Below are 3,523 nucleotides of genomic sequence, written 5' to 3'. Positions count from 1 at the left end.
ACGTGCCGGGCGAGCCGATCACCAGCAGCGGCGGAACAGCCATCATCAATGTCAGCTGCTGGAACATGAAAATGGAGAACATCCGCAGCCCGTAGCCTTCGATCCCGGCACCCATGACCACGATAATCGCGGCACACCCGACCAGAAAAGACACGCTGCGTACCGGCGACCAGCGCCGCCCCTGCCGCCAGAGACTGATGGCCCCGGCCAGGTAGAACAGGGCAGCAACCAAGGCCAGGGCAGGGATGAGCGGGACCGGCTGCAGATTCGGGGCAAGATACTCCCCCAACGACGGGGGCAGGGAAGGTACCCAGACAGGGCCCTCAACTCCGGCCTTACTCATCTCAGAACGCAACGTTCGTGCCAGCGCGGAAGCGGCGGGGTCAGCCGTTTCCTGCCAGCTGCAGGCGGTCCCGCCCGGTATGGCCGACATGAGTCAGTCCAAGGTCCAGGAGCATGCGGACGTGGGAATCGGCCAGCGAATAATACGCCATCCGTCCTGAACGCCGAACCTCCACAACCCGGGGCCCACGCAGCAGGCGGAGCGCATGGGAGACACCGGATTCGCTCAAGCCCGTCGTCGCAGCCAGGTCGCAGACGCACATTTCCCCTTCGAGCAGGGCTATGAGGATCCGCACCCTGCCCGGATCCGACAGCAACCCGAAGATCACGACGAGAGCGGCGACGTCGAAGTCCTTCGGCATCCTGGCACGGACAGCCTGGACCCGGTCGGCGTCGGCCACCCGGACGGCACAGTCGCTGCCCGTGCCGCCGGAAACCGGAGTTGCGGAGAGGGAGATCGCGGTCATTCATCAAGGTTACCTTTGCCTGCTCATGCTTCGCATTTACCTCTGGCCGGGTGTGCAGCGCCGACGGCCACCTTGCGGCCGACGGGCCGAATTAACGTCTGAATAACTCTACAGATAATCTTGTTATGCGCCGTCCTTGCGGCGCCCCAGGCTTCCCGAGATTACCGGAGGCAGCCGACGACCACCTTCGAAGGATTCATTGTGGCTGTGAAGTCCCCCGCCGGGACCCCGGCAGTGTCACCGAAACCCTGGTGGCTGGCTGTCGCCGGCCTGATCGCCCTGATCGCCGTCCTGGCCGCCACCGCCTATGGCAGGGGCCTGCTTCCGGCCGAGACCCGGGACCCGGGGGCCCTGGTCCGCTGGGGCTACGGCGTCGTTCAGACCGTCCACAACATTTCCGCCGCGGCCACGATCGGGGCCCTGGTTTTTGCCGCCTTTATTGTCCCGCCTACCCTGTCGCGGTCACGGAAACGTAAACCAGCCGGCCAGGACGCGGGGTCCGGTGAGCATCCGGCGTTCACCCGGATCATGGTGCTGGCTTCTGCTGCCAGCCTGCTCTGGACGTTCTCCGCCATCGCTGTCATCGTGTTCAGCTTCGCCGACATCGCCGGGGTGCCGATTTCCGGCAGCCGGGAATTCGCCGCCCAGCTGGCATCCTACGTCACCGAACTCCCGACCGGCAGTGCCTGGCTGTGGGTGGTGATCATCGCAGCGACGGTGGCGACGGCCACATTCGGCCTCCGCTCCCCCGCCGGGCTGGCCGCCACAGCGGTCCTGGCTGCCAGCGGGCTGGTGCCGATGATCCTGATTGGCCACGCCGCCGGGGGTACCGACCACGAACAGGCCATCAACTCCCTGGGCCTGCACCTGATCGGAGTGTCCCTCTGGTTCGGCGGGCTGATCGCGCTGGCCGCAGCCGGAACAGTCCTGGGCAAAGACACCGCTGCCGTCGTCCAACGGTTTTCCACCCTTGCCGGGTTCGCCTTCATTCTCGTCGTGGCCTCAGGGCTGATTAATGCCGCCATCCGCCTGGACCTCCCGTCCGGGCTCGCCTCACCCTATGGCGTGCTCCTGCTGGGAAAGACCGCCGGCACCCTCATTCTTGGCGGCCTCGGTCTTGTGCACCGAAGACGCCTGCTCCCTGCCCTCGCTGCCGCTTCAGGCCCCGGGCGGTCGGGGCTGCTGTTCTGGCGGCTCATCATTGTCGAAGTCCTTATTATGGGGGCGGTGAGCGGACTGGCCGCGGCACTGAGCCGCACGCCCCCACCCGGCGGGCAGGACATCGAACCTGCCCTTACGCCGGCCCAGATCCTCACCGGCTACTCATTGCCTCCCGAGCTCACCCCCGAGCGGTGGTTCACGGTCTGGCGCCCGGACTGGCTCTGGATCGCCGTCGCGGTCATTGCCGCGTTCCTCTACCTGCGAGCGGCGCGGGTGCTGACGAAGCGCGGCGATGCCTGGCCCTGGATCCGGGCCGTGATGTGGCTGCTGGGCCTGGCCGCGCTGGTCTTCTTCACTTCCGGCGGCCCGTCGGTCTACGGGCGGGTACTGCTCAGCGCGCACATGGTCGACCATATGGCGCTGACCATGATCGTGCCGGTCTTCCTCGTCCTTGGCGCCCCCGTCACCCTGGCGCTCAGGACCCTGGCGCCCCGGCAGGACGGCAGCAGGGGGCCACGCGAATGGATCATGGTCCTGGTGCACTCCCGCCCGGCCGCCGTCCTGACGCACCCGCTGTTCGTCGCGGCGAACTTCGCTGGCTCCATCGTCCTGTTCTACTATTCGGACGCGTTCGGCTTCGCTCTGCGCGAACACGCCGGCCATGAACTCATGACCGCGCATTTCCTCATCACCGGCTACCTGTTCATCCTGTCCATGATCGGCACCGACCCGGTCCCCCGCAGGGCGCCGTACCCGCTGCGGCTGCTGCTGCTACTCGCCACCATGGCCTTTCACGCATTCTTCGGCGTCACCCTGATGGGCTCTACCACCCTCCTGCAGCCGGAGTGGTTTACCCGCCTTGGCAGGGACTGGGGCCTTTCCCCGCTGGCAGACCAGCAAATGGCCGGCGCCATCACCTGGGGCATTGGCGAGGTGCCGACCCTGCTGATCGCGATTGGAGTCGCCATCATGTGGTCCCGCTCGGACACAAGGGAGATGCGCCGCACCGACCGAGCCGCGGACCGCAACCACGACGCGGACCTGCAGGCCTACAACGCCATGCTCACGCAACTGGGCGAACGCAAGTACCATTCCCCCGGAGACCGCGGCGGGAGGCAGCAATGAACGTTAAGCTAACCATGTCTGTTGGTATAGCATCCGGGTGGTGATCCTGAAGGAGCTCCGGCACCCCGGCGTTCTCGTCGATGCCGGCTGCATGACCTGCGGGCACGCGTCCAACCATCCTGGCTGATCTGCAGCGTTGCGTCGCCGAACACTTCGACGTCAGCGTCGAACACTCCACCTTTCAAATCGAACCAGCCGCCCACCGCGATCAGGAAAGCATGCATCACTGATGTCACGGACGAAAACCAAAACAAAGCCGGCAGATCCGGCCAAGCGCGCCCGGACCGTCATCTGGGTCCTCCTCGGAGCCCTCGTGGCCGCAGGAGCGATCTGGTACGCCGTGTTCACGCTCAACAAACCAGCCCCGGTGGCCGTGGAGCCCGTTGCCGACGCCCAACTGGTCCGCGAAGACAGCCACAGGGTGACCA

General features: G+C 66.1%; 3 protein-coding genes and 2 pseudogenes. 3 read left to right on the top strand and 2 right to left on the bottom strand.

Features of this window, described 5'->3' with window-relative positions; all coding sequences use genetic code 11:
- Both M8J71_RS22990 and M8J71_RS22985 read right to left on the bottom strand, forming a co-directional pair.
- The coding region (locus M8J71_RS22990) for a cytochrome c oxidase assembly protein (protein ID WP_256250181.1) at positions 1-343 on the bottom strand (343 nt) is incomplete at its 3' end.
- Between the two features lie 40 nt (positions 344-383).
- Positions 384-809 carry an ArsR/SmtB family transcription factor gene (locus M8J71_RS22985; RefSeq protein WP_305480287.1) on the bottom strand — a complete coding sequence of 142 codons (426 nt, stop codon included), beginning with the start codon at positions 807-809 and terminating at the stop codon, positions 384-386.
- A 201-nt stretch (positions 810-1,010) separates the two neighbouring features.
- Here M8J71_RS22985 and M8J71_RS22980 point away from each other — a divergent pair, with 201 nt between their 5' ends.
- From M8J71_RS22980 to M8J71_RS22970, 3 genes and pseudogenes are all read left to right on the top strand, one after another.
- Positions 1,011-3,095, top strand: a complete 2,085-nt coding sequence (locus M8J71_RS22980) for a cytochrome c oxidase assembly protein (RefSeq protein WP_256250180.1) — start codon at positions 1,011-1,013, stop codon at positions 3,093-3,095.
- A gap of 70 nt (positions 3,096-3,165) precedes the next feature.
- Positions 3,166-3,325, top strand: a pseudogene (locus M8J71_RS22975) (cation diffusion facilitator family transporter); the annotation flags it as partial.
- Positions 3,325-3,523 (top strand): annotated as a pseudogene (locus M8J71_RS22970) (DsbA family protein); the annotation flags it as partial. The pseudogenes M8J71_RS22975 and M8J71_RS22970, both read left to right, overlap by 1 nt.

This window comes from Pseudarthrobacter sp. R1, assembly GCF_024494415.1.
Classification (GTDB): domain Bacteria; phylum Actinomycetota; class Actinomycetes; order Actinomycetales; family Micrococcaceae; genus Arthrobacter.
The sequence above is the reverse complement of the archived record's forward strand: the minus strand, read 5'-3'. Positions and strand labels throughout refer to the sequence as shown.